Genomic DNA, 25,547 nt, shown 5'->3' on the forward strand with positions numbered 1-25,547 from the left:
CGCAAATATTCAGATGCATTTGCCGCCGTCGACATTCAGGTCGACGCCGGTGATCATGCTGGCTTCGTCGGAGCACAGGAACGCCGCGGCGTTGCCCATGTCCTGTGGCGTCGACAGCCGGCCGCTCGGGATGGTGGCGACGACGCGGGCGCGGTTTTCCTCGCCGGAGCCGATGAAGGTGGACAGAAGCGGCGTATCGCCGGCGACCGGGTTGATCGCGTTGACGCGGATACCGAACGGCGCGAGTTCCACCGCCATGGCGCGGGTAGCGGCGATCGCCCAGCCCTTGGAAGCGTTGTACCAGGTGAGGTTCGGACGCGGCGAGACGCCGCCGGTCGAAGCGACGTTGAGGATGGCGCCGGACTTGATTGATTTGAAATGCGGCACCACGGCGCGGGCGCCGTTGTAGATCGAGCGCATGTTGACGTTGGCGATGCGGTCGAACAGGCCTTCGGCCATCGTCTCAAGCGGCAATGGCGGCTGCGCCACGCCGGCGTTATTGACGAGTATGTCGAGCCCGCCGAAGGCCGAGAGCGCCAGGTCGGCGGCCGCCGTAAAACTCTCCAGCGTCGAGACGTCGCCCGTGATTGGCCGCACCTTGTCGCCGGCTTCGCCAGCAACGCGCGAAGCCGCGGCTTCGTCGCGATCCATCAGCACGACAGACGCGCCTTCCTCGACGAATTTTTTGACGATGCCTTCGCCAAACCCCGACCCGCCACCGGTGACGATGGCGACCTTGCCAGCAAGTCTCATATCTGTTCCTCCGTTGCCGGCACCATCGGGGAAGACGCGCGCGTTGCACAGTCCGATTATCTGAACGCCCTTTTAGCTTTCCTTGTTTGAGGTCGCCCGAAGCGGGAGTAATAGTCGCCTCGGAATTCGTGAGGAGGAGACGATGACGCTGAACTTCGACCCGAGGGCGAAGGCCACCACGCTCTACCATGGCGAATTCCGGCCGATGTTCATCGGCGGCAAGTGGGTCGCGGCGCAGTCCGGCGAGGTGATGCAGGCGCTAAACCCGGCGACCGGCGAGGTGCTGGCGACGGTGCCGCGCGGCGGAGCCGCCGACATCGACGCGGCGGTGGCCGCCGCGCGCGTGGCCTTCGAAGGCCCCTGGTCGAAATTCTCGCCCTACGAGCGGCAATGCGTGTTGCTCAGGATCGCCGACCTCTTCGAAAAACATTGGGAAGAGCTCAGCGTCTCGGACACGCTCGACATGGGGCTGCCGATCACCCGCACGCTAGCCAACCGCCGCCGGGTCATCGGTATGCTGCGCTTCTATGGCGGCATGGCGACCGCGCTGCATGGCGAGGCGATCGACAATTCGATCCCCGGCGAGATCGTCACCTTCACCCGGCGCGAGCCGGTCGGCGTCGTCGGCGCGATCATTCCCTGGAATGCCCCGACCGCCGCCTCGGTCTGGAAGATCGCGCCGGCTCTCGCCACCGGCTGCACCATCGTGCTGAAGCCGTCCGAGGATGCGTCGCTGACGCCGCTCCTGATCGCTAAGCTGATGCAGGAAGCCGGCGTGCCCGACGGCGTCGTCAACGTCGTCACCGGAACGGGCGCCGAGGCCGGCGCTCGGCTCGCAGAGCATCCGGACGTCAACAAAATCGTCTTCACCGGCTCGACGCTGACCGGTCAGGCCATCGCCCGCGCCGGCGTCGCTAACCTCAAGCGCGTCTCGCTGGAGCTCGGCGGCAAGTCGCCGATCATCGTCTGCCGCGACGCGGACATCGACAAAGCCGTGCCGGTCGCGGCTATGGCGGTGTTCGTGCATTCGGGCCAGATCTGCATTGCCGGCTCGCGCCTGTTCGTGGCGCGCGAGATCCATGACGAGTTCGTGCGCCGGGTCGCCGAGTTCGCCGGCAAGCTGCGCATCGGCCACGGCATCGAGGCGGAGACCGAAATCGGACCGCTGATCAACGCCAGGCAGGCCGGCAAGGTCGAAGGCTACATCAAGGCCGGCAGCGACGAAGGGGCCAGGCTGGTCGCCGGCGGCTCGCGGCTGACGGGCGAGCTCTATGACGGCGGCAACTTCATCGCGCCGACGGTCTTCGGCGCGGTGTCCGACAAGATGACGATCGCGCGGGAAGAGATCTTCGGTCCGGTCATTTCGGCCATGCCCTTCGACACGCTGGACGAGGCCGTTGCGCGCGCCAACGCGACGCCTTACGGCCTGGCGGCCGGCATCTTCACCACCAATCTCGGCACCGCGCATAAGCTGGCCCGCCGCGTCAAGGCCGGCTCGGTCTGGGTCAACATGTACCACGCCATCGATCCGGCCGTGCCGTTCGGTGGCATGAAGATGTCCGGCTACGGCCGCGAAGGCGGCGTCGAGCATCTGCACGAATATCTGGAGACGAAGGCGGTCTGGATTCAGACAGATTGATATTCAGGTGAGGCCGGCCTGCGAAAGGCGGGTACGCAAATGCCCATGCCTTCGTCATCCTAGGGCGAAGCAAGGAGCGAAGCGACGCGCGCAGACCCTAGGATCCATGCCTGACCTTGCGAGCGCTGCTGGGGTGAGGAATAGTCACCAGCCGATCCCGAGAAATAGCTCGGACCAAGTCGGATTGGTCTTCTCGATCAGTTCGACCTTCCATTGCCTTTGCCAGCGTTTCAGCGATTTCTCGCGCTGAATGGCGTCGGCGATATCGAAAAACTCCTCGTACCAGACCAAACGCTGTACGTTGTAGCGGCTGGTGAAGCGTGAACCTTGGCCAGTTTTGTGCTCTGGAATTCGGCGAGCGAGGTCATTGGTGACACCGATGTAGATCGTGCCGCCTTTCTGGCTCGCGGTCATGTAGACGTATCCGGTCATGTGGAGGATCCTAATCGGTGCTGCTGTCAACGACCATCCTGCACCGTGGCACTCTACGGTCGAGATTCCGGCATGGATCCTAGGGTCTTCGCGCGTCGCTTCGCTCCTTGCTGCGCCTAGGATGACGAACGGAGTGGCTTTCTGCACTATTCTCTAAAACGCCGTACTCAGTGAGCCAGCTCGCGCAGATTGGTGCGGATCAGGTTCATCAGCTGTTCGGAAAAGGAATGGTGCACGTAGCCGCGCGCGGTGATGATGCCGACGGAGCGATGGGCGTCGCGATGGTCGATCGACACCACCCGCATGCGCTCGTCATTGCGCGAGATGGCGATGCCCGGCACCACGCAGACGCCCAGTCCCGATGACACCAGCGCCACCGCCGTCTGCGCGCTTTCGACTTCGTATTGCGGCTTGAGCTCGATCCCTTCCGCCGCCGTCAGCCGGTCGAGCAGGCCGCGCACCGCCGTCTTGCGGTTGAGCAGGATCAGCGGGAAGCGCTTGAGGTCGGACAGATTGAGCTTCTTCTCGCCGCCATAGGTCTCCACCGGGATGCAGGCCATCAGCGGATCGTCCAGGATCGACTCGAACTGGAAGTCGTTGAGGTTCGGCACTTCCGGGCCGAGATAGAACTCGACCTCCTGTTGCTGCAACAGCGCAAGCGCGGCCTGCGGCGGGGTTTCGATGACCTCGACGATCGAGCGCGGATAGCGCAATTTGAATGTCGCCAATATGTCGCCCAGCCGGCTCGCCGCCAGCGTCGGCGCGCAGGCGATCTGCACCTTGCCCTTGCGCCGCGCGGCGATCTCGGTCAGCCGGTCGAGGCTGGTCTGCACCTGCGACATCGCATTGGCGATCTCCTCGAACAGAACCTGGCCTTCCGGCGTCAGGCTGGCGCGCTGCGCCGTGCGGATGAAGAGCGAGATGCCGATCTGCTCCTCGAGGTCGCGTATCTGCATGGAAACGGCCGAAGGGGAACGGTTGCTCTCTTCGGCCGCGCGCCGGAAGCTGCCGTTTTCGGCGGCGAGCAGGAACGTCTGCAGAAGTTTGAGGTTGATGCTGGACATGTCCGCTCGGGCAGGTGATCTGGCCTCCTGACCTATTCAGACGCGGAAGCGATTGCAAGGCAATAGGGCCGTCCCAGGCCTTAGCCAGCAAATCTGTTCCAGTTCAATGAACGGCGGCGAACATCACGCGTTCTTCGGTTGCGTCCGACAGCATCATCTCCTCGACCACGCGGCCGCGCTTCACGACCAGGATGCGGTCGGAGACCGCTAGGATTTCCGGCAGATACGACGAGATGACGACGACGGCCATGCCCTGATCGGCAAGATCGCTGATGAGCTGGTGGATCTCGACGATCGCGCCGACATCGACACCGCGCGTCGGCTCGTCGAAGATCACCAGCTTGGGCTGCTGTATCAGCGATTTGGCGATCACGACCTTTTGCTGGTTGCCGCCCGAAAGCTCGATCATCCTGGCGCGCTCGCTGATCTGCTTCAGCCTGAGCCGCTCGCCCCATTGCTTGGCGAGCTCCCTGGCGCGCGCCAGGGAAACGATCGACACCGGGTTGGATTTGTCGGTCAGCTCGCCGATCTGCAGGTTCTCGCCGGCCGTCATCGTCTCGAAGAAACCGTCGAACTTGCGGTCCTCCGTCACATAGACGATGCCGTCGCGCACCGCCGGCCGCGGCACGCGATAGCGCACCGACTTGCCGAGCAGGCGGATTTCGCCGCCATGGAAGATGTTGCGCTTCAACAGCCCGGCAACGACCTTGGCCATCTCGGTGCGGCCGGCGCCGACCAGTCCGAACATGCCGGTGACCTGCCCCGAAAACACGGAGAAGGACGAGTTGCGCACCAGGCCGGCGCAGGAGAGGTTCTCGACCGAAAGCACCTTGTCGCCATAGGGGCGCGCGGTGCGCTTGACCTCGCCATGCAGCGTTTCGGTGAGCGTCCGGCCGACCATGGCCTGCACGATCGAGGCGCGGGTGAAACCCTTGGCCTCGCCCGAAGCCACGATCTCGCCGTCGCGCATCACGGTGATGCGGTTGGCGACGGCGAGCGCCTCTTCCAGCGCGTGGGTAATGAAGATGATGGCGATGCCTTCCTTCACCAGCCGCTGCAGCAGGTTGAAGAAATGGCGCTTCTCTTCCGGCGTCAGCGTCGCGGTCGGCTCGTCGAAGATGATGACCCGGGCCTTGTGGTGGACGGCGCGTGCTATCTCCACCATCTGCTTGTGCGCCGCGCCCAGCGTGCTCACCTGCGCGGTCGGGTCCACCTGGAAGCCCATGCCGGCGAGGAACTGGCGCGCCTGGATGTAGAGGCCGCGCAGCCGGTTGAACATCTTCTCCTCGCCGAGATAGAGGTTTTGCGCAACCGTCATGGCCGGCACCAGATTGGTCTCCTGGAACACCATGGCGATGCCGGCGCGCAGCGCTTCGGCGGGCGTTGCGAAAGACGCCTCCTTGCCGTCGAAGAAGAGCTTGCCCTCGGTCAGCTTGAACACGCCGGCCATGACCTTGGTCAGCGTCGATTTGCCGGCGCCGTTTTCGCCGAGCAGCGCGTGGATCTCACCCTTGCGCAGGTCGAAAATGACGTTCTTGAAGGCGGGGATGCGCGAGAACGCCTTGGTCGCGTCCCTGAGCTCGATGATGTTATCCGACATCGCTTAACCCCGCTTGCCGCTGGCGGCCTTGGCCACGCGCACGATCCTCGACCCGCCGCGCGAGGCGACGAGCAGATCGTCGTCGACCTCGCAGGCGCTGATCGTGCCGTGCACCGTGCCGTCGGCCCGCGAATGGAAGCTCGACAGGGGCTTCATGTTCTGGTCGCAATGGACCACCAGCCCGTAGGACCTGGTGACCGCGTAGGGCTTCAGCACGTTCATCTGCTTGAGCTGGCTGCCCTGCATCGGCTCGCGGTAGTCGCGCCACGAGCTGAGCGACGGCGCCATCCAGTAGGCTTCCGGTATCTCAACCAGCATGCGCTTGCGAAAAGTCTCCTCGCGCAGGATGAACTCCACCAGCTGGTTGCGCACGGAATAGACGGTCAACCAGTAGCCGGCGTTGAAGGCGGGCGCGATGCGCGCCGGATAGGCCGGCAGGTGTTCCAGCACCGGCGCCGTCGCCTTGCCGGCGAGATCGATCGCCAGCACGCGATGGCGCCAGGCCTCGCTGACGTAGACGCGGTTTGATCCGGTCGTGGCGATGCCGGCCGGCCAAGCGAGGCCGTCGCGGATCAGCTCCAGCCGGCCGCTTTTCAGGTCGAGGCGCCAGACCGAGCCTGAAGCGTTCTTCTGCATCAGGTCGCGGCGCCAGGCGCTCGCCGGCAGCGTGGCCGAGCCATTGGCGACCAGCAAGGTGTTGCTGTCGAGGAAAGTCAGCGCGGTGACGCAGGACAGCCTGCGGGCCTCGTCGCCCGTCGCCTGCCGCCCGTCATGCAGGCCGCCGCGGATGACGACGCCCTTGCCGTCGGTGGCCAGGGCGGTCATGCCGCGTGCATGGGCGAGCGCGGTGATCTCGCCCGGAAATTCCTGCAGGACCTCGGCCTTGCCGTCGGCATCGAACCGCATCAGCCGGTTCGCGCTGCTCGCCAGCATGCCCTTTTCGGTCCGCACCAGATTGTCGGCCTCAGCGAGGCCTGCGAAGAGCTCCGCCTCCTCAAGGTCCTGGTTGGGCAGCAGCGGCCCGTCGAGCGTCGGAACGGTCACCGCCCAGTCGCCACGGCCAAGGAAGCGATCGAAAAGCCGGCTCACGGCGCTCATGGCTTTTTGCCCCAGTAGGAATCCGAGCTGAACCAGCTGGGGTCGGCGCCCTTCAGCGGCAGCGTTCCCATGCGGTTGTTGAAGATGCCGCAGAGATAGAGGATGCCTTTGTGCTCGCGCATCGAAGTAATCATCGGATGCTTCTCGCCGGCCTGGTCCCACAGGCTTTCCAGGATCTGGCCCTTCTCGTCGAAGCGCAGCACGCAGCCGGTGTTGAGGTTGGGCATCAACCAGGCATCCTCCGACACGCGCCGCGCCATGCGGCGGCGGAAGCCCGGCATTTCCAGCGACAGGTCGAGCGCCGGCGTGCGCATGCCCATCAGCGCCAGCCAATAGGTGCCGTCGGAGGCGCGGTTGATGTTGTCGGGATAGCCGGGCAGTCCCTCGATAACCCGCTCCACCTTGCCCTTCTTCGGTCCGTCGAAATAGTAGCGGCTGATGCGGCAGGCCCAGCTTTCCGCGAACAGCACCGACTGGCCGTCGAAGGCGGTGCAGATGCCATTGGGGAAGACGAGGTTCGACAGCAGCGTGCGGGTCGAACCGGATTTGGGGTCGTGGACGATGATGCGCCCGTTGCCGCGGCTCTCCAGCGCGTCCGCGTACCAGTCGTGCATCTCGAAGCGCACCGTGGCTTCGGAAAACACGATGCGGCCGTCTGGGAGAATGTCGCAGTCGTCGGCGAGCTTCATGGTCGAGTCGTCGACCACCGATGTCAGCGAGCGATTGGTCTCGGCGGTGAGCAGCTTCACCTCGCCCGCCGGCGAGACCTGGTAGAGGCCCATGCCGGCGACGCAGATGACCAGATTGTCGTCGCGGTCGAAGGCCATGCCGAGCGGCGAGCCGCCGATATGGGCGAAGACTTCGCTCTCCGTGTAGTGCGGCGGCTGGAAGCGCAATATGTCGCCCTGGCGGCTGCCGGTGTAGAGGCGGTCCTGCCGGTCGAAGATCACATCCTCGGCGCCGTCGAGGAAGCCGAGGCCGATGACGCCGACATCTTTCAGCCTGTCGTTCACCGCCATCGGCACGCCGGGCTCGGTCGAGATCGCCTGCGGCATCTTGGCGAAGGTTGGCGAGATATAGACGCTGCGCAGGATCTTGTGGCGGTTCTTCACCCAGCGCACATCGAGCATGACCGAGAGCAGCAGCACGAGGCCGAGGATCAGGTAGTTGACCGGGCCGGGCACGGCGAGCGCGAGCAGGCTGTTCGACAGGACGAGCACGAAGAGCGTGCCCATCAGCGCCTTGGCGACCGAGCCGCGTCCGCCACCGAGCGAGATGCCGCCGAGCACGGTCGCGGTCAGCACCTGCAGCTCGAGGCCGGTGCCGATATCGGAAGCGGCACTGCCGATGCGGGCCGAGAAGAAGAAGCCGGAGAGCGCCACCAGCACCGAGCAGAGCACATAGGCGCTGAACAGAGTGAAGCGCACATTGATGCCAGCATTGTAGGCGGAGCGGCGCGCGCCGCCGACCGCGAACAGCCGCCAGCCATAGCGGGCGCGCGACAGCACCAGGTGGATCACGATGGCAATGACCACGAAGACCGCGAAGGAGGTCGGCACACCCCAGATCGTGCCGAAGCCGAGAAAATCATAGGCCGGCGAATCCGGCCCGCTGGTGACGATCGCCGTCGAGACATGCGGGAAGACGATATCGAAGGTGGATCGGTAGATGATGAGCGTGACCAGCGTGGTCAGGAACGCCCGCATGCGCAGGAAGCCGACCAGGAAGCCGTTGATGGCGCCGCAGACGACGCCGAGGCCAAGGCATGCCAGCAGGCCGGTCCCAAAACTCCACTGCTGGACATTCATGCCGTAGAGCGTGACCAGCACCGCGAGCGCGAAGGTCGAGCCGACAGAGAGATCGATGCCGCCCGACACCATCACGATGGTCATGCCGAGCACGACAAGGCCGAGTTCGGCGGTCTGGCCGCTGAGATTGGTCAGCGTCGCCACATCGAAGAAGCCCGGCACGATCACGCCGAAGATCGCGCACAGGATGACCAGCGCGGTGAAGGGGATGACGCTGTCGATCCATTTCTTGGTCAGAATCTCCCCGACCACATGGTCGGGGAGCAGACGGTAGCGCCAGCGCACAAGGCTTTCGGCCATGCTCATCGGAAAGTCCGTTTACTTGATGTCTTCGGGCTTCCAGCAGTTCCGGCCGGTCGCGTTGGTCTTGTCGACGCGGGTGATCGGGCCGAAGAAGATCGTCTTCTCGCTGCCGGCCTTGCGGTCAGGGTGCTGCAGCAGCTCGGAGATCTGCTGCGCGGCGATCTCGCCCTGGATCGGCGCATTGAAATTGAAGATCACATCGAGCAGCCCGTTCTTGATGCTATCGCAGCCTGTGGCAGCGCCCGCGCCATTGGTGACGATGGTGACCTGATCCTGCTTGCCCGCGGCCGCGACGGCAGCGCCCGCGCCGACTTCGGCATTGTCCCAGATGCCCATGATGCCGCAGAGATCGGGATGCTGCTGCAGCACCGTCTCGGTGATCTGGCGGGCCTTTTCGCTGATGTAGTCGGCCGGCTGGTCGGAGACGAGCTGCAGCTCGGGATTGGCCTTCAGCACCTCGTCGATGCCGGTGCGCATATAGATGTTGGCGGCGCCCGTCTGGACGCCGGCGAGCCACACCACCTTGTGCGAGACGGCGTTCGGCCCGGTGCAATGCTTGGCCAGCTCGCCCATCTCCAGGCGGCCCATCTCGATCCAGTCATTGCCGACATAGGAGTCGGTCTGGGTCGCCGACTGCATGTTGACCTGCAGCACCTTGATGCCTGCGGCCTGCGCCTGCTTCAAGAGCCGCGCATAGGTCTGCACGTCCGGGTTCTGGCCGATGATCAGGTCGGGCTTCTCGGCGATCGCGCCCTGCATGGCGCGGATGCCGGCATTGGTGTCGCCGTTCGGATCGCGCACCTCGAGCGTGAAGCCGTAGCGGGCGGCGTGACGCTGCCACACCATCACCCAGGCCTGGTTGAGGTCCATACCCTGCGAGATCGGCACGAAGATGACCTTCTTGCCCTTGACGCCGTCGAGATAGGCAGCCCGGCCGACCTGATCGGTTTCCTGCGCGCTTGCGACCTGTGCGACACCTAGCAGCGCAAGCGCGGCCATGCCCGCCAACAGGCATTTCTTGAATATCTTCATAGGTTTCCTCCCCAATTTGATGGTTCGAGTTCTTGTTTCAGATGTCGCCGCTCTGCGAGGTCTGCTCGTCGCGCGGATTGATGATGGCGTCGATGGCAAGGGCGCCGAGCAGGATCACGCTCTTGATCAAATTCTGGCTGGTGTAGGAGAAGTTGAGGATCGTCATGCCGTTGGTCAGGATGCCGACCAGAATGGTGCCGGCGATGACATTGCGCACGCCGCCCTGGCCGCCCGACAGGCCGATGCCGCCCAGCACGACCACCAGCAGCACGTCGTAGATCAGGCTCGAATTGTAGAGGCGCGTGTCGATGCCGGTGACGAGACCGGTCATGATGATGCCGGCGGTGAACGCGATGAGCGCGCTGATGACATATTGCGTCACGATGATCGGGCGTGTCGGCAGGCCGGTGGTGCGGGCCGCGTTCGGATTGTCGCCAGTTGCGTAGACCAGCCGGCCAAAGCGCGTCTTCCTCAGAAAGAGACCCATGAGAGCCGCCACCGCGCCGAAGATGACGACGGACATCGGTATCCCGAGCACGCTGCCATTGCCGACGAATTTCAGCCAGGCGATGTCCGGCGGGGCATAGAGCACGTCCGAGGCAAAGACGATGCGCCCCGAGCCGTAGACCGAGGAGGCGATGGCCAAGGTAGCGAAGATCGGCGGAACTTCCGCGACCGCCACCATGACGCCGGTGAACAGGCCGATGGCCGCGACCAGTATGGCGCCGCAGATCACGGCAAGCGTGAAATCGATGCCCCAGGTAGAAATCCAGATGCTGAAGGCGACGCCGACGACCATCACCGCCACCATGGTGAGGTCGATGCCTCGGCCGACGACGACGAAGCCCATGCCGACGGCCAGCGTGCCGAGGATCGACACGTTCTTGAGGATGGCGATGATGTTGCCTTGGCTCAGGAAATTGTTGAGCGTCGCCGAGAAGACGAGGAACAGCACGACCGAGATCGCGACGACGACGACTTCCTGCGACGCCTTGAAGCCAAGGCGCCTGTCGTCCGATTTGCCCGAACCAGGCATTTTCCTCCTCCCAGGCAGCCTATGATTGGCGCCTTCCTCAGGCGACCAGCTGAATCGGAATCCTCCCAAGGCTCCGAGCCGTTTGCCTGTACGGGACAATTACGACTGGAGCGTCGGCGGACAATTTCGTTTTTCTGATACGCTGTGCAGTTTGCCCCCGCGACGAAGCGTAAGCTTCGTGAAGCTTTCATCCCAGGGGCAGCCTTCTCAGGCCTGCGGCGGCTCGCCGGCATAGGCGCGCGCGATAAGGGCCCGGATCGGCTCCCGCTCCAGCGCCCGCGGGTTCCAGTAGGGATTGGCCAGCGCACGGTCCGTCGCAATGTCGATCCCCTCGGACGGCATGCCGATCTCGGACAGCGCGCGTTTTGCGCCGATGCGGCCGGCGAGGTCGTAGAGCGCGATGGCAGGATCATCCGTCTTCAGCACGGCCCGCAGGGTTTGCATGACGGCCGGAACGGCGGGGGCGTTGTAGGCCAGCGCATGCGGCAGCACGATCGTATGGGTCTCCGCATGCGGCAGATCGAAACTGCCGCCGAGCGTGTGGCAAAGCTTGTGGTGCAGCGCCATGCCGACCGAGCCGAGGCAGATGCCGCAGAGCCAGGCGCCGTAAAGCGCCTCGGAACGCGCGTCGCGGTCATGCGGGTTCCCGGCAATGACCGGCAAGGCGCTCACCAACGCGCCGATGGCTTCTGTGGCCATCAGATTTATCACCGGGTTGCTTTCCCTGGCATAGAGCGCCTCGACGGCATGGGCGATGGCGTTCATGCCGCTTGTTCCCGACAGGGAAGCGGGAAGCGTCATCGTCAGGTCGACGTCGTAGATGACCACTTCCGGCAGCACCCTCGGGCTTGATTGGGTGACCTTCACGCCATCTTTCGTCTCGCCGAGGATCGGCGTCATTTCCGAGCCAGCATAGGTCGTCGGCATCACGATCTGCGGCAGGTCGGTGCGCAAGGCGATCGCCTTGGCGAGACCCGTCGTGGAGCCGCCGCCGACCGCGACCAGCCCGTCGGCCTGGAGTTCCGCCGCGACCCGCAGCGCGTCCTCGGTGACGGACACCGGCGTATGCATCGTCGCTTTGGCATAGACGCCGGCTGCCCTGTCGCCGAGGAACTCGGCATGGCGCCGGGCATCGGCCTCCCGCGGCGGCGTGGCCAGGACCAGCACACGTTTCAGCCCGAGCCGGTCGATCTCCTCCGGGAGCCTTGCGATCGTGCCTGATCCGAAGACGACGCGTGCCGGCTGGGCGTTGTAGACGAAGCTTTTCATGTGAGCCTCTCCCGTCAGCCGCGACTGTATGCCGTGGCATGAAAGTTAGCGACTAAGAGGCGCGCGTGTAAGTGCGCAGGCTGTCGAAATCTGGCGGCCAGGGATCTATTCGCCGTCGGAAGCTGGCATCAGCCTATTTGCGCCGCGCCATCGGCGCGCTCGAGAATCGCGGTGGGTCAGGCGATCCTCTGCTCGAACTGCATCACGCTCGCGCTCTTGCGCAGTCCCGTCGCGACGACCGACACACGGAACTTCCCGGCCAGGGACTGGTCGAAGATGGCGCCGACGATGATGTCGGCATCGGCGTCGACCTCCTCGCGTATCCTCGTCGCGGCCTCATCGACCTCGAACAGCGTCATGTCCATACCGCCGCTGATCGACACCAGCAGCCCCCTGGCGCCCGTCATGGAGGCTTCGTCCAGCAGCGGATTGGCTATCGCCGCCTCGGCTGCCGTTCTTGCGCGTCCCTCTCCGGAGGCCTCGCCCGTTCCCATCATTGCCGGGCCCATGTCCCGCATCACCGATTTCACGTCGGCGAAATCGAGATTGATCAGGCCTTCCTTGACGATGAGATCCGTGATGCAGCCGACGCCCGCGTAGAGGACACGGTCCGCCATGGCGAAAGCGTCGGCGAAGGTGGTTCTGGCGTCGGCGACCCGAAACAGGTTCTGGTTCGGGATGACGATCACGGTGTCGGCGCTCTCGCGAAGGCGTTCTATGCCTTCCTCGGCCGCCTGGGTCCGGCGCTTGCCTTCGAACGTGAAAGGCTTGGTGACGACGGCCACCGTCAAAATGCCGGCATCCCGCGCGGCGCGCGCAATCACGGGCGCGGCACCTGTCCCGGTGCCGCCACCCATGCCGGCGGTGATGAAGCACATATGCGTTCCCGCCAGATGATCCATGATCTCATCGATGGATTCCTCCGCGGCCGCACTTCCGACCTGGGGCAAGGACCCGGCGCCCAGGCCCTCGGTGACATGCGCGCCCAATTGGATCAGCCGCGACGACTTTGACATGGTGAGCGCCTGGGCGTCGGTGTTGGCGACGACGAACTCGACGCCCTGCAGACCTTCGGCGATCATGTTGTTGACGGCGTTGCCGCCGGCACCGCCGACCCCGACGACGGTGATCTTGGGTCTCATCTCCAGGATTTCCGGCTTGGCGGTCATTTTTTCATCTTTCTACCGAAAGCGCCCGCTGCTCCGCCGCACGACGATGCGGAACCGGAGCAACGAGCACACGAATCAGGTGATCCCCACCAAGCGCAGGGAATCAGAGCGGGCGCCTCCCTGCAAGTCCGCCGAGCATATGCAAGCGCAATGCCCCTGCGTTTGAACAAAAAGGCTCCGGGTGCCCGAGTGCTCCAAGGCGACGCCGTTGCAAGAAGTTCTATTGCGTCACCGAGGTCGAGGTGCCCCAGGTGTCCGACAGCACATAGCCTTGCGGATAGGGATCTGTCGGATCGAGATAGTAGTTGTGCTCGCCGGTGATCCAGGCACGGCCGGTGATCTCGGGAACGATCGCCTTGCGTCCGGCGATTTCGGTCAAGCCGACAATTCTGCCGGTGAAGCGCGAGCCGATGATCGATTCATGGATCAACACCTCCCCTTCCTTCATCTGGCCCCGCGCGTGCAGCACGGCCATGCGGGCCGAGGTGCCGGTCCCGGTCGGGCTGCGGTCGGAACGGCCGGGCGAGACGATGCAGGTGTTGCGCGTGACCTTGCCCGGCCCCTGGAACGGCATGGCGAACTGCACGATCGAGACACCGCGCACATTGTCGAATTCAGGATGGACGACATCGAGCTGCTCGCGCGCGGCGCGGCGAACCTTCTCGCCGGCCACGGCCAGTTCGCGCGCCTCGTCGGGCGTAACCGATAAACCTAGCGCGGGTGCATCGACGATGGCGTAGAACATGCCGCCGTAAGCGATGTCCACCTTCAGCGTTCCCAGCCCCTCGACCTCGATATTCGCGTCCAGGCGTTCGGCGAAGGCGGGGGCGTTGCGGAAGGTGATCGACAGGCATTTGCCGTCGCGGCATTCGGCGTTGACCTCGATGACGCCGCCCGGCATATCGAGCTTGAAGCGTGTCTCCGGCTCCTGCATCGGCACCATTCCGGTCTCGAGCAGCACCGTGGCGACGCAGATCGTGTTGGAGCCCGACATCGGCGGGTATTCGGTCGGCTCCATGATGATGGCGCCCGCGGCGCAATCCTCGCGCGTCGAGGGCACCAGGAGATTGACGTGGCGGGCGACGCTGCCGCGCGGCTCGCAGATCAGCATGCGCCTGATATGATCGTGATCGCGCTCCATCGCGATCATCTTTTCCATCATCGTGCGGCCTGCCGGCGGCAGCACGCCGCCGACGATGACGTCGCCGATCTCACCCTCGGCATGGCAGCTGACGACGCGGATGCTGGTCCTGCTACGCATTGTTCGTTTCTCCCTGTCGGCCGCCACTATCCGCTTGGCAAGCGGTGCTGCTTCGGGACAAACTGATCAATCTGCGTGCCAGCCTCAAGGAGAATCCCAAATGACCGCCAACGTTTTTTCCGGCTGCATGCCGGCGTTGATGACGCCCTGCACCGATGACCGGCTTCCCGACTTCGACGCCCTGGTGCGCAAGGGACGCGAATTGATCGCTGCCGGCATGTCTGCGGTCGTCTATTGCGGCTCCATGGGCGACTGGCCGCTGCTGAGCGACGAGCAGCGCATGCAGGGCGTCGAGCGCCTGGTGAAGGCCGGCGTGCCGGTGATCGTCGGTACCGGCGCCGTCAACACGGCCAGCGCCGTGGCTCATGCTGCGCATGCGCAGAAGGTCGGCGCCCGCGGCCTGATGGTGATCCCGCGCGTTCTGTCGCGCGGTCCGTCGGTCACCGCGCAGCGCCATCATTTCAAGGCGATCCTTGCCGCCGCCCCCGACCTACCCGCTGTCATCTACAACAGCCCTTATTACGGCTTTGCCACGCGCGCCGATCTGTTCTTCGCGCTGCGCGCCGAGCATCCGAACCTTGTCGGCTTCAAGGAGTTCGGCGGCCCGTCGGATCTGCGCTATGCGGCGGAAAACATCACCAGCCGCGACGATGAGGTCGCGCTGATGATCGGCGTCGACACCGCTGTCTTCCACGGTTTCGTCAATTGCGGAGCCTCCGGCGCGATCACCGGCATCGGCAACGTGCTGCCCAAGGAAGTGCTGCATCTGGCGGGCCTCAGCCAGGCCGCGGCGAAGGGCGACGCCGAAGCGCGCCGGCTTGCGCAGGAGCTCGATGCCGCGTTTGCGGTCCTGTCCTCTTTCGACGAGGGGCCCGACCTGGTGCTCTATTTCAAGCACATGATGGTGCTGAAGGGTAATCCTGAATACAAGCTGCACTTCAACGAGACGGACGCGCTGAGCGACAGCCAGCGCGGCTTTGCCGAAGCACAGCTCAAGCTCTTCGACACTTGGTACGCCCAGTGGTCGAGGCAGCCCGCAATGGCACGTTACGCGGCCTGAGCGGACCTGAGGCCCCGCGACCTCGCCTTCACCGATGAAAAGCCGCTGTCGGCGGGTCTCCCACGCGGTTGCGAAAGCTATGTTTTTGCTCGATCGGGAACTCCTCTCCTGCACGCCGAAAGCATTGTATTTCTTTGCTTTACGGCGCTGAAAATGGCGCAGGCGGCGCGGAACGTTGCAAACGCCACACCAACTTTTGAAAGTTTATCTTTCCCTTTTGCTGGTTTTCTTGGTTTCGCGGCGCCGGCCCGCGCCGCACACTGAAATCAGGCAAATGGGGAAGCCGCAAATGGGGAAGTCCAAGTGACGACAGCCTTCATCACCGGCGCGACGAGCGGCATAGGACGGGCGATGGCGATCGCGCTGAGCGACGCCGGCTATGATGTCTATGCCGTTGGCCGCAGCCAGGCCGCGCTCAAGGAGTTGCAGGCCGAGCGTCCGGGCATCGTGCCGATTGCCGTCGACGTCACCGACCGCGAGGCGCTGGAATCGGTGCTGGCGGATCTCACCATCGATGTGCTGATCAACAATGCCGGCATCATGCCCCCGCTCGGCAGTTTCGCCGACATGAAGATCGCCGACATCGACGCAACGCTGGAGGTGAACCTCAGCGCCGCTATCCTGCTCACCCGCCTCGTCGTGCCGCAGATGCGCGAGCGGCAGTCGGGCCATATCCTGTTCACCGGCTCCGTCGCCGGCCACACGGCATTTTCCAACATCGCCGTCTACGCAGCCACCAAGGCGGCGATCTCCGGCTTTGCCGGTGCGCTGCGCGCCGACCTGTCGCCCTCCGGCATACGCGTCACCGAGATCGTCGCCGGCCGCGTCGAGACGCAGCTCTACCAGGATATCCTCGACGCCAAGGCGCGCGCCGCCATGTACGCCAGCAAGGTGGTGCAGCCCGATGACGTGGCCAGGATGGTCGTCGCCGTGCTCGCGCTGCCGGCATGGGCCGACGTCACCCGTTTCGACATTATGCCGACATGGCCGACCTCGCCGAGCGGCACCAAGTAAGGGATAGTGGAATGAAGGATCTTTCCGTTCTGATCGTTGGCGGCGGCGCCGGCCTCGGCGCCCTCCTGGTCAAGATGGCTGTCGAGGCCGGGGCGGCCAAGATCGGCATCATCGACATCAACCAGGAAGCGGCGGAGAGCGCGCTCGATCCGGCAAGGGCCAAGGGCCTGCCTGTCGCCACCGCGACGTGCGACATCCAGATCGGCCCGCGATGCCATGCCGCCTTCGATGCCATCGTGGCCAAGCTCGGTCGCGTCGACACGCTGATCAACTGCGCCGCGATCTATCCGCGCCGCCCGCTGCTCGAGATCACCGACGCCGATTGGGACGCCTCCAACGGCATCAACATCAAGGGCACCTACCACATGATGGTGGCAGCGGTTCGCCACATGCAGACGCAGGAGCCGAAAGCCGAGGTGCGCGGCCGCATCGTCAATCTGACCTCGGTTGACGCCTTCAAGGCGCATCCCCAGAACGCCCATTATGCGGCGACCAAGGCAGCCGTCGTCAGCCTGACGCGCTCCTTTGCCCATCACGTCGCCAAGGACGGCATCCTGGTGAACTCCGTGGCGCCGGCCGGCATGGCCACTGAGAAGGCGAAGGCCCTCGGCTTCCTGGAAGAACTGGCCAAGGCAAGCCCGCTCGGGCGCGGCGCCGAGCCGACCGAGATTGCCGAATGGGTGTTGATGACCGGAGGTCCGAAGAACACCTACATGACCGGCGAAAACGTCATTGTTTCAGGTGGTTACATCTACGCTTAGAATCATTTCGATAGCCAGCGGCTGTTGAGGTTCGGCGGTGCATGATACGGGTCTCGAACGGAAAGAGGCGGACTTACGATGAGCGGCAAGCTTCGCCTTCCTTCGCTCAATGCGCTTCGCGTCTTCCACGCCGTCGCGCAGCACAAGAGCTTTAGGCAGGCTGCCGACGAGCTTCTGGTCACGCCGCAGGCCGTCGGCCAGCAGATCAAGCTGTTGGAAGACACGCTGCAGGTGACGCTGTTCGAGCGCAAGGGCCGCTCGATCGAACTGACCGAGTCGGCGATCCTTCTTTCGCATTACGTGAAGGCCGGCTTCGAGGAGTTTTCCGAAGGCGTTCGTCGCGTCACCAAGTCGAACCACCGGGACCGCATCAACCTCAACGCCAGTCCATACTTCGCCACGCACTACCTGCTGCCGAGGCTGTCGCTGTTCCGCGAGATACTGCCTGGCGCCGACCTGCGCCTGACGACGATGGTCGACCTGCCCGACTTCGGTCGCGACGACATCGACATGGCGGTGCAGTGGGGCTACGGCAACTGGCCGGACTATGAGGTGACGCTCCTGGTGCCGGACCCGAAGATCATCTGCTGCACGCCGGCGATCGGCGAGAAGATCAAGTCGCCGCAGGACCTGACGAAGTTCACGTTGCTCGACACGGTCAAGTCGAAGCGACTGTGGCCGGACATATTGCGGCACCTGGGCGTGGCGCTGACCGACGGCGACCGCAGCGTCAGCTTCGACGATGCGGCGACGATGCGCCGGGCGACCCTGCAAGGCATCGGTGTGGGCCTGGTCTCCGTGATCGACGCCGAGGAGGACTTCCGCTCCGGCGCGCTGGTCGCGCCGATCGGCCGCGAGGCCATTGCCGATATGCGGCCGGAAGAAGTTCCCGGGTTCTATCTCGTCGTTCCGCGCGGGCATCTGCGCGTCAAGCCCGTGGCCGCGCTTCATCGATGGCTGGCCCAGCAAGACTGGCGCAGCGACCTCAAGGTTTCCCTGCCGAAACCGACTCCGCTTTCGGACTGACAAGTGCCGCGAGACCAACGTTCCGGCGCGGGAGACAGGAAAGAAGAACTTTCGAATGAGCTGCATTTCTTGATTTCGCATCGGCCCGCTGGAGTTCAGGTATAAGCCGAAAGGCAAGCCCGGTTCGCTTGCCGCTAAGTGTGTGACGCAGCATTCTCTTCCCTGAGGCCAAGGCATGACCTCCCGAGCAGACGACATCCGCCTTGGCGCGGACATTGGCGGCACTTTCACCGACATCGCGCTCGATGTCAGGGGAGAGATGTTTTCAACCAAGGTGCTGACCAATTATGCGGCGCCCGAGCAGGCGATGCTTGACGGCATCGACATGGTCATCCGCGATGCCGGCATTTCGGCGGCCGAGATCGGCATCATCATCCACGGCACCACGCTTGCCACCAACGCGCTGATCGAGCGACGCGGGGCGAAAACCGCTCTGGTCACGACCGAAGGTTTTCGCGATGTGATCGAGATGCGGACGGAAAACCGCTTCGAGCAATATGATCTCAACCTGCAACTGCCGACGCCGCTGATCCCGCGCGAGCACCGCTTTACCGTCAAGGGCCGCATCGGCGCCGAGGGCCAGGAACTGCAGCCGCTCGACGAAGCCACCCTCGAATCGATCGCCGACCGGATCGCGGCCGGCAATTTCGGCTCGGTGGCGATCGGTTTCATCCATGCCTACGCCAATCCGGACCACGAGCGCCGGGCGCGCGAGATCCTCTCCAGGAAGCTGACTATTCCGATTTCGATCAGCGCCGAAGTCTCGCCGCAGATGCGCGAGTTCGAGCGTTTCAACACGGTCTCAGCCAACGCCTATGTGCGGCCGCAGATGGCCGACTATCTCGCGCGCCTGCAGACACGGCTGAAAGACATGGGCGCCGAGTGCCCCGTCTTCATGATCCATTCGGGCGGCGGCCTGATCTCGGTGGAGACCGCTTCGGAATTCCCGGTACGGCTGGTCGAGTCCGGCCCGGCGGGTGGCGCGATTTTCGCCGCCGATATCGCCCGTCGCTTCGGCCTGGAAAAGGTCGTCTCCTACGACATGGGCGGCACCACCGCAAAAATCTGCCTGATCGAGGATTTTGCGCCGCGCACGGCGCGAACCTTCGAGGTGGCGCGCACCTATCGCTTCTCAAAAGGCTCGGGCATGCCGATCTCCATCCCGGTCATCGAGATGATCGAGATCGGCGCCGGCGGCGGCTCCATCGCCTGGGTCGACGCAATGGGCCGCATTCAGACCGGGCCGGAAAGCGCCGGCTCTGAGCCCGGCCCTGCCTGCTACGGCCGCGGCGGCAAACGTCCCGCAATCACCGACGCCGACCTGGTGCTCGGCAAACTCGACCCCGACAATTTCGCCGGCGGCGCGATCAAGCTCGACACGGCAGCGTCCGAACGGGCGATCCTGCGCGATGTCGGCGAGCGCCTGTCGCTGAATGCCTTGGCGACGGCCTTCGGCATCTGCGAGGTCGTGGACGAGAACATGGCGAACGCCGCTCGCGTCCACGCCGTCGAGAACGGCAAGAACATCTCCGACAATCTGATGATCGCCTTCGGCGGCGCGGCACCCCTGCACGCGGCGAGGCTCTGCGAAAAGCTCGGCATCGACCAGTGCATCGTGCCGCGCGGCGCCGGCGTCGGCTCGGCGATCGGCTTCCTGAAAGCGCCGTTCGGCTATGAGGCGCTGGCGTCCAGGCTGACGCGCCTGTCGCGCTTCAAGCCGGCCGAGGTCAACGCCCTGCTCGCCGACCTCAAGGCCTCCGCAGAGGGGTTTGTGCGCAGCGGCGCCAGCGGCAGGATCGTCTGCGAGATCACCGCCTTCATGCGCTATGCTGGCCAGGGCTGGGAAATCCCCGTGCCGTTGGTCGACGAACCGTTCGGCGAGGATGCAGTCGCCAAGCTCAAGGATCTGTTCGAGACCAGCTATCAGCGCTTCTTCGGCCGGGCCATCGAAGGGCTCGACGGGCTGGAGATCGAGATCGTCACCTGGTCGGTCAAGGCGACGGACGTTCGTCCGGCCGTGACGCGGCATGAACTCACCACCGGCAGGAAGAAGAGCGAACCGATAACGACCCGGGCCGTGTTCGAACCGGCGACCGGCGCGCCACAGACCTATGGCATCGTCGAGCGCGACAAGCTCTGCGTCGGCGACCGCCTGGCGGGGCCCGCCGTCATCGTCGAGCGCGAGACGTCGACCGTCGTCACCACCAGCTTTGACGCCGTCATCCAAAGCGACGGAGCGATCCTCCTGACCCGCAAAGGCAGTCAGTCATGAGCGATATCAGCGCAATCCGCATGCAGGTCATGTGGAACCGGTTGATCTCGGTGGTCGAGGAGCAGGCGCTGACCTTGCTGCGCACCGCCTTCTCCACCTCTGTGCGCGAAGCCGGCGACCTGTCAGCGGGCGTGTTCGACCCGCGCGGTCAGATGCTGGCCCAGGCGGTCACCGGCACGCCCGGCCACGTCAACACCATGGCCGAGGCCGTGCTGCATTTCATGCACGCGATCCCGCGCGATCAGATGTTCGAGGGCGACACCTATGTCACCAACGACCCATGGCTCGGCACCGGCCACCTGCATGACATCACCATGGTGTCGCCGTCCTTCCTGAACGGCGAGCTCGTCGCCTTCTTCGCCTGCACGGCGCATGTCGTCGATGTCGGCGGCCGCGGCTTCGGCGCCGACGGCAAGTCGGTCTACGAGGAAGGTATCCAGATCCCGATCATGAAGTTCGCGGAAAAGGGCAAGGTCAACCTCGACGTCGTCCGCATCCTGCGCGCCAATGTCCGCGAGCCGAACCAGGTGGTCGGCGATTTCTATTCGCTTGCGGCCTGCAACGAGGTCGGTCATCGCCGCCTCGTCGACATGATGAAGGAGACCGGCCTTGCCTCGCTCGACGGGCTCCGCGACTTCATCTTCTCGCGCACCCGCGAGGCCATGCTGGAGCGCATCAAGGCGCTGCCCAAGGGAAGCTGGTCGAACGAGCTGGTGACCGACGGCTATGACGCGCCGGTGAAGCTGTCGGCCACGGTCTCGGTCCGCGACGACAATGTCGAGGTCGATTTCACCGGCAGCGATCCGATGAGCCGCTGGGGCATCAACTGCCCGATCATCTACAGCAAGGCCTATGCCTGCTATGCGCTGAAATGCGTGGTCGCTCCGGATATTCCGAACAATGCCGCCTCGCTCGCCTTCTTCACCGTGTCGTCGCCCATTAACATCCTGAACGCAGTGCGGCCGGCGCCGGTGGCGCTCAGGCACATCTTCGGCCACATGGTTCCCGATCTCGTGCTGGGCGCGTTCTCCAAGGCGTTGCCCGGAAAAATCCTCGCCGAAGGCGCCGGGGCGCTCTGGAACATCCACATTTCCGTGCGACCCGTCGCCGGCGGTTCCGGCCGCCGCGCCGAAGTGCTGATGTTCAACTCCGGCGGCATGGGCGCCCGCCCCGAACTGGACGGCTTGTCGGCGACGGCCTTCCCGTCCGGCGTGCACACGATGCCGATTGAGGCGACCGAGCATACCGGCCCGATCGTCATCTGGCGCAAGGAACTGCGGCCGGACTCCGGCGGCGACGGCGAATTCCGCGGCGGTCTCGGACAGGTCATCGAGATCGAGGCGACCGAAGGCCACGAATTCGATTTCTCGGCGATGTTCGACCGCGTCAACCATCCGGCCCAGGGTCGCGAAGGCGGCAAGCCCGGCGTCGCGGGCGTCGTCAAGCTCGATAACGGCACAAAGATGCGCCCCAAGGGCTGGCAGCATGTGCCGGCTGGACGCAGGCTGATCCTGGAACTGCCGGGCGGCGGCGGCTATGGCGATCCGGCCAGGCGCAGCGTGGCCGCGCGGGCCAATGACCGTTCCAAGGGTTACATTACGGAGAACGACCAATGAGCTATGTTGCCTCGCGCCTGTCGACCGAGGCGATCGCGCGGGTCAAAGCCGCCGTCGCGCAAGTGGAGTAAACGATGCCGCATTATGAACGTATCCTGATCACCGGCGCCGCCGGCCGGCTCGGCTCGCAGTTGCGCAAGGGGCTGGTGCCGCTCGCCAGGACCATCCGCCTCGCGGGCCGCGAGCCCTTCGGCGATCTTGCGCCCCACGAAGAGGAAGCAGTCTTCGATCTCGCCGACATGGAAGCCACGATCGCAGCGACCAAGGACTGCGACGCGATCGTGCATTTCGGCGGCGCGCCCCTCGAATGCGAATGGCAGACCATCTTGGATTCCAGCATCCGCGGCTCCTACCACATCTATGAAGGCGCCCGGAAACATGGGGTGAAGCGCGTCATCTACGCCTCCTCGGTGCATGCCATCGGCTATCACGAGATCGAGGCGCATATCAGCGTCGACGCGCCCGTGCGCCCCGACAGCCTCTATGGCGTTTCGAAGAATTTCGTCGAGAGCCTGAGCAGGCTCTATTGGGACAAGTTCGGCATCGAGACGGTGTGCCTGCGCATCTTCTCGTCTTTCCCCGAACCGGCCGATCGCCGCATGCTGTGGTCTTATCTCTCCTTCGCCGACTGCGTGCGCCTGGTCGAGGCGTCGCTCACCGCGCCGCGCGTCGGACACACCATCTCCTTCGGCATATCCGACAACAAGCTGAAGATGGTCGACAACAGCGGCGCCGGCCATCTCGGCTTCATCCCGCAGGACAGCGCCGAGCCGTACCGCGCCGCCGTCGAGGCGAAGACGCCTATTCCCGATCCGAAGAGACCCTCGGTGAAATATCTCGGCGGCTGGTTCTGCGAGCTTGGCCACCCGGACGACAAGCCGGCAGAATAGCGCGGCATTCAGCCAGCGGAAGGCAGGCTGTCCCGGATGAAGCGATTCCAGGCGCCGCCGAGCACAAAGGATGTTCCCGTCTCGTCGAAGCCCGCCGCGAGTAGGCCCTGCGAAAGCCCGGGAAAATCGAGGTTCGATCCGAACCAGGACGGCTGAGTCGGGAAGCTTGCAGCGGCTTGGACCTCGCGGGTCCAGCGACCCTCGCGCATCCAGCGCAGGATGCTGTCGGGCTGGTCCTGGCAGAGATCCGAGCCGATGCCGAGATGCTCCGCTCCCATGATTTCAGCCGCTTCCCCGGCCATCTTGCCAAATTGATCGAGTGTCGTGTCCGAGCCGTTCGGAAGATGCAGTGAATAGAGCGAGAGGCCGAGCAGCCCTTCCCTTTCGCGCAATGCCTGCAATACCTCCTTGGACACACTGCGATTGCTGTCGCGGAGCCAGCGCGGGTTGGCGTGGCTGATGACCACCGGACGCTCAGAGAGCGCGATCGCCTCCAGCGTCGTCCGCTCGCCCGCATGCGACAGATCGATGATCATGCCGAGCCGGTTCATCTCGGCGATCGCCTCGCGCCCCATCCGCGTCACGCCGCTGTCTTCCTTCTCCATCCAGCCGCAGCCGAGCAGCGACTGGTTGTTGTAGGTGAGCTGCATGAAACGGATGCCGAGATCGAAGAGCATTTCCATCAGGCCGATGTCGTCCTCGATCGGCATCGGGTTTTGCAGCCCGAGGAAAATAGCCGTCCGGTTCGAGGCTCGCGCCCGCTCGATGTCGCCGGCGTCGCGCGCCAGAAGGATGAGATCCTCATTGTCGCGGAAGCGTGTGCGCCAATCCACCAGATGGCGCACCGTCTCGCGAAAACCTTCGTGATAGCCGACCGTGGCATGGACCGCGGTCAGCCCGCCCCGGCGCATCTCCTGGAAAATTTCGCGCGACCAGTTGCAATATTGCAGCCCGTCGATGAGCACTTGCGGCGCGTCGCCGGTCATTCGCCCGCGCCCGCATGGATGTAGGACGTCTTGACCTGGGTGTAGAACTCGACCGCCGAACGTCCCTGCTCGCGCGGGCCGTAGCTCGAGGCGCGAACGCCGCCGAACGGCACGTGATAGTCAGTGCCGGCGGTCGCCAGGTTGACCATGACGCAGCCCGAGCGCGAGGCGTGGCGGAATTTCGTCGCGCGCGCCAGGGAGCGCGTGGCGATGCCGGCCGTCAGCCCATAGGGCGTGTCGTTGGCGAGGAAGATCGCCTCGTCGAGATCGTCGGCCGTCATCACGCAGGTGATCGGCGCGAACATCTCCTCCTGGTTGATGCGCATGCGCGAGCGCCCGTTGAGGAAGACGGCCGGCGCCATGTAGTGCCCGTTATGTGCCAGGTCGAGCGCCTCGCCGCCGGTAGCAAGCTCGGCGCCCTCGCTGATGCCGAGCGTCACATAATCGAGATTGGCCGAGAGCTGCTCTGCGCTGACGACAGGTCCCATCTGGACGCCCGCCTCAAGCGCATGGCCGACCTTCAAGGCCCTGGTTTTCGCCAGCAATTTCTCGACAAAGGCGTCATGGATCGGCCGCTGCACGATCAGGCGCGACGAGGCAGTGCATTTCTGGCCTGTCCCGCCAAAGGCGCCGTTCACGGCAAGGTCGACCGCGCGATCGAGGTCTGCGTCGTCCATGATCACGAAGGGATTCTTCGATCCCATTTCGAGCTGCAGCTTCACGAACCGCGCCGCCGCGAGCGCGGCTATGCCGGAGCCGACGGCGCCCGAACCGGTGAAGCTCAGCCCTTGAATGTCGGCATTGGCGGCAAGCTCGCGGCCGATCGTCGATCCTGACCCCATCACCAGGTTGAACAGGCCTTCCGGGATCGCCTGCCGGCTGATGATCTCGGTCAGCGCCCAGGCGCTGGCGGGGGTAATGCTGGCCGGTTTCCAGACCACCGCATTGCCGAAGGCCAGCGCCGGCGCAATCTTCCAGGACGCGGTGGCGACAGGGAAATTCCAAGGGGAAATGATCGCGACGACGCCGAGCGGCTCGCGCTCGATCAGGACATCCACGCCGGCCCGGACCGAGTCGGTGGAGGCGCCGAGATTGCGCAGCGCCTCGGCTGCGAAATAGGTGAAGAACTGCCCGGCGCGATAGACCTCGCCGATCCCTTCGGGCAGGGTCTTGCCCTCCTCGCGCGAAAGCAACTCGCCAAGCTCCTTCGAGCGCGCCATCAACTCGCGTCCGATGGCGTCGAGAACGGCGGCCCGCGCCTCCAGCCCCGCCGCCGCCCATTCGCGCTGCGCGCCTTGCGCCGCCGCAACGGCGTCATGGATGTCGGACGGTCGCGCCTGGGCAAAGCGCCCGACGATGTCGGTCACATCCGATGGATTGAGGTCCTCGACCCAGTCGGCGCCGTCACGCCATTCGCCGGCGACGAAGTTCCGACCGTTCAGCATCCTGTTCGACCTG

The 25,547-nt window shown here is 64.7% G+C and carries 21 protein-coding genes; 8 read left to right on the top strand and 13 right to left on the bottom strand.

Features of this window, described 5'->3' with window-relative positions:
- Positions 1 to 9 precede the first annotated feature (9 nt).
- Entirely contained in the window at positions 10 to 753 is a 744-nt protein-coding gene (locus EJ068_RS04945; protein WP_128315053.1) for a glucose 1-dehydrogenase, read from the bottom strand.
- A 142-nt stretch (positions 754 to 895) separates the two neighbouring features.
- Here EJ068_RS04945 and EJ068_RS04950 point away from each other — a divergent pair, with 142 nt between their 5' ends.
- Complete coding sequence (locus EJ068_RS04950) at positions 896 to 2,392, top strand: aldehyde dehydrogenase family protein (RefSeq protein WP_128315052.1); 1,497 nt, start codon at positions 896 to 898, stop codon at positions 2,390 to 2,392.
- Between the two features lie 144 nt (positions 2,393 to 2,536).
- Here the strand turns inward: EJ068_RS04950 and EJ068_RS04955 are convergent, their stop codons facing one another.
- From EJ068_RS04955 to EJ068_RS05000, 10 genes are all read right to left on the bottom strand, one after another.
- Positions 2,537 to 2,824 (bottom strand): GIY-YIG nuclease family protein, encoded by a 288-nt coding sequence (locus tag EJ068_RS04955; RefSeq protein WP_126081846.1) that lies wholly within the window; start codon positions 2,822 to 2,824, stop codon positions 2,537 to 2,539.
- A 167-nt stretch (positions 2,825 to 2,991) separates the two neighbouring features.
- Positions 2,992 to 3,888: a LysR family transcriptional regulator gene (locus tag EJ068_RS04960; protein ID WP_128315051.1), complete on the bottom strand. Its 897-nt coding sequence runs from the start codon at positions 3,886 to 3,888 to the stop codon at positions 2,992 to 2,994.
- Between the two features lie 103 nt (positions 3,889 to 3,991).
- Positions 3,992 to 5,488 carry a sugar ABC transporter ATP-binding protein gene (locus EJ068_RS04965; RefSeq protein WP_128315050.1) on the bottom strand — a complete coding sequence of 499 codons (1,497 nt, stop codon included), beginning with the start codon at positions 5,486 to 5,488 and terminating at the stop codon, positions 3,992 to 3,994.
- 3 nt (positions 5,489 to 5,491) lie between these two features.
- Positions 5,492 to 6,586 (bottom strand): SMP-30/gluconolactonase/LRE family protein, encoded by a 1,095-nt coding sequence (locus EJ068_RS04970; RefSeq protein WP_128315049.1) that lies wholly within the window; start codon positions 6,584 to 6,586, stop codon positions 5,492 to 5,494.
- Positions 6,583 to 8,700, bottom strand: coding sequence for an SMP-30/gluconolactonase/LRE family protein (locus EJ068_RS04975; protein ID WP_129554487.1), 2,118 nt, complete (start codon positions 8,698 to 8,700; stop codon positions 6,583 to 6,585). The genes EJ068_RS04970 and EJ068_RS04975 overlap by 4 nt, the downstream gene beginning before the upstream one ends.
- Positions 8,701 to 8,712: 12 nt before the next feature.
- The gene (locus EJ068_RS04980; RefSeq protein WP_128314710.1) at positions 8,713 to 9,729 is read right to left on the bottom strand and encodes a sugar ABC transporter substrate-binding protein; all 1,017 of its coding nucleotides are present in this window, start codon (positions 9,727 to 9,729) and stop codon (positions 8,713 to 8,715) included.
- Between the two features lie 37 nt (positions 9,730 to 9,766).
- Positions 9,767 to 10,765: an ABC transporter permease gene (locus EJ068_RS04985; protein WP_127882537.1), complete on the bottom strand. Its 999-nt coding sequence runs from the start codon at positions 10,763 to 10,765 to the stop codon at positions 9,767 to 9,769.
- 207 nt (positions 10,766 to 10,972) lie between these two features.
- Positions 10,973 to 12,034 carry a maleylacetate reductase gene (locus EJ068_RS04990; RefSeq protein ID WP_128314711.1) on the bottom strand — a complete coding sequence of 354 codons (1,062 nt, stop codon included), beginning with the start codon at positions 12,032 to 12,034 and terminating at the stop codon, positions 10,973 to 10,975.
- Positions 12,035 to 12,210: 176 nt separating this feature from the next.
- On the bottom strand, positions 12,211 to 13,203 hold the full coding sequence (gene ftsZ / locus EJ068_RS04995) for a cell division protein FtsZ (RefSeq protein ID WP_042647517.1): 993 nt from the start codon (positions 13,201 to 13,203) through the stop codon (positions 12,211 to 12,213).
- Positions 13,204 to 13,423: 220 nt separating this feature from the next.
- Positions 13,424 to 14,464, bottom strand: coding sequence for a proline racemase family protein (locus tag EJ068_RS05000; protein ID WP_126081838.1), 1,041 nt, complete (start codon positions 14,462 to 14,464; stop codon positions 13,424 to 13,426).
- A gap of 100 nt (positions 14,465 to 14,564) precedes the next feature.
- Here EJ068_RS05000 and EJ068_RS05005 point away from each other — a divergent pair, with 100 nt between their 5' ends.
- The 7 genes from EJ068_RS05005 to EJ068_RS05035 all read left to right on the top strand — a co-directional run bounded on the left by EJ068_RS05005 (position 14,565) and on the right by EJ068_RS05035 (position 23,103).
- The gene (locus EJ068_RS05005) at positions 14,565 to 15,524 is read left to right on the top strand and encodes a dihydrodipicolinate synthase family protein (RefSeq protein WP_128314712.1); all 960 of its coding nucleotides are present in this window, start codon (positions 14,565 to 14,567) and stop codon (positions 15,522 to 15,524) included.
- A gap of 303 nt (positions 15,525 to 15,827) precedes the next feature.
- Positions 15,828 to 16,538, top strand: a complete 711-nt coding sequence (locus EJ068_RS05010) for an SDR family oxidoreductase (RefSeq protein WP_127251851.1) — start codon at positions 15,828 to 15,830, stop codon at positions 16,536 to 16,538.
- 11 nt (positions 16,539 to 16,549) lie between these two features.
- Complete coding sequence (locus EJ068_RS05015) at positions 16,550 to 17,299, top strand: SDR family oxidoreductase (protein ID WP_126081835.1); 750 nt, start codon at positions 16,550 to 16,552, stop codon at positions 17,297 to 17,299.
- Between the two features lie 78 nt (positions 17,300 to 17,377).
- Positions 17,378 to 18,325 carry a LysR substrate-binding domain-containing protein gene (locus EJ068_RS05020; RefSeq protein ID WP_126081834.1) on the top strand — a complete coding sequence of 316 codons (948 nt, stop codon included), beginning with the start codon at positions 17,378 to 17,380 and terminating at the stop codon, positions 18,323 to 18,325.
- A gap of 175 nt (positions 18,326 to 18,500) precedes the next feature.
- Positions 18,501 to 20,597: a hydantoinase/oxoprolinase family protein gene (locus tag EJ068_RS05025; protein ID WP_127251853.1), complete on the top strand. Its 2,097-nt coding sequence runs from the start codon at positions 18,501 to 18,503 to the stop codon at positions 20,595 to 20,597.
- Positions 20,594 to 22,213 (top strand): hydantoinase B/oxoprolinase family protein, encoded by a 1,620-nt coding sequence (locus EJ068_RS05030; protein ID WP_126081832.1) that lies wholly within the window; start codon positions 20,594 to 20,596, stop codon positions 22,211 to 22,213. The genes EJ068_RS05025 and EJ068_RS05030 overlap by 4 nt, the downstream gene beginning before the upstream one ends.
- A gap of 74 nt (positions 22,214 to 22,287) precedes the next feature.
- On the top strand, positions 22,288 to 23,103 hold the full coding sequence (locus EJ068_RS05035; protein WP_126081831.1) for an NAD(P)-dependent oxidoreductase: 816 nt from the start codon (positions 22,288 to 22,290) through the stop codon (positions 23,101 to 23,103).
- 8 nt (positions 23,104 to 23,111) lie between these two features.
- Here the strand turns inward: EJ068_RS05035 and EJ068_RS05040 are convergent, their stop codons facing one another.
- Both EJ068_RS05040 and EJ068_RS05045 read right to left on the bottom strand, forming a co-directional pair.
- Entirely contained in the window at positions 23,112 to 24,089 is a 978-nt protein-coding gene (locus EJ068_RS05040) for a membrane dipeptidase (RefSeq protein ID WP_126081830.1), read from the bottom strand.
- On the bottom strand, positions 24,086 to 25,534 hold the full coding sequence (locus EJ068_RS05045) for an aldehyde dehydrogenase family protein (protein ID WP_126081829.1): 1,449 nt from the start codon (positions 25,532 to 25,534) through the stop codon (positions 24,086 to 24,088). The genes EJ068_RS05040 and EJ068_RS05045 overlap by 4 nt, the downstream gene beginning before the upstream one ends.
- Between the last annotated feature and the right edge of the window lie 13 nt (positions 25,535 to 25,547).

Origin of the sequence: Mesorhizobium sp. M2A.F.Ca.ET.043.02.1.1 (assembly GCF_003952405.1) — a bacterium.
Lineage (GTDB): Bacteria > Pseudomonadota > Alphaproteobacteria > Rhizobiales > Rhizobiaceae > Mesorhizobium.